Annotated in this window: 1 protein-coding gene; it reads left to right on the top strand. The window is 34.9% G+C overall.

From position 1 onward, the window contains the following. Positions 1-169: 169 nt before the first annotated feature. Positions 170-1,050, top strand: an 881-nt coding sequence (locus ACFYUV_RS51450; RefSeq protein ID WP_387683461.1) for a replication initiation protein, incomplete at its 3' end; no start/stop codon positions are given.

Here is a 1,050-nt window from a genome sequence, read left to right as displayed (position 1 = left end):
TGTACATAAGTACAAAAAACTATGTACATAAGTACAAAAAACTATGTACATAAGTACTTTTTTGTTAGGTAAGTACTTATGTTGTGGTATAATAAAAGCATGAAGAACAATTCTTTGGTCAGATTTTCTTCATGCGTATCTAAAAACACTCACAAAGGAGCAGTTTTCTATGACTAGTATACCAAAAAATGAACAAAATCAGAAGCAGGTGCAAATCTTGAACGAATTATCAAAACGTAAAGTGGTCGAGCATAATTCTTTAATCACATCTATTGCCAAAATGGATAAAACCCCACTGAAAATGTTTGAATTAGCCGTATCGTGCATTGATACAGAAGAACCACCAAAAGATCATACGGTTTATTTGTCAAAAGCAGAACTGTTTGCCTTTTTTAAAGTGGACGACAGCAATAAACACACACGTTTTAAACAGGCAGTCGAGAATATGCAGAAACAAGCCTTTTTCAAAATTAAAGAAAAAAAAGAACATGGATTTGAATTTGAAAATATTGTGCCGATTCCCTATGTTAAGTGGACGGATTATCATGATGAGGTAACGATCCGATTTAGTCCTGAAATTATGCCGTATTTAATCAATTTAAAACAAAATTTCACGCAACACGCTTTGTCTGATCTTGCAGAACTCAATAGCAAGTATTCCATTATCTTGTATCGCTGGTTATCTATGAATTATAACCAGTACGAGCATTATAGTTACAAGGGCGGGCGCCGAGAAGAACAAGTGGAAGCCTACCGCAATCCTTCAATTTCCATGCGAGAATTACGAGAAATGACGGACACGGTCAATGAATACAAATTATTCACTAACTTTAGCAAGAAAGTTTTAGATAAACCCCTTGAAGAAATCAATGATCGGACCTCATTTAATATTGCCTATGAGAAAGTGAAAAAAGGTAAAAGCATTGATTCTATTGTCTTTCATATCACGAAAAAACGTCGAGCAGACGATAACAGTTATAAGCTAGAGGACAAGACCTACAAGGAAGCGAAAGCCGAAAAAGAATTATCAAACCAAACACTTGCAGGTAA

The organism is Nonomuraea sp. NPDC003560, from assembly GCF_042878785.1.
GTDB lineage: Bacteria > Actinomycetota > Actinomycetes > Streptosporangiales > Streptosporangiaceae > Nonomuraea.
This window is presented reverse-complemented; position numbering and strand designations above follow the sequence as displayed.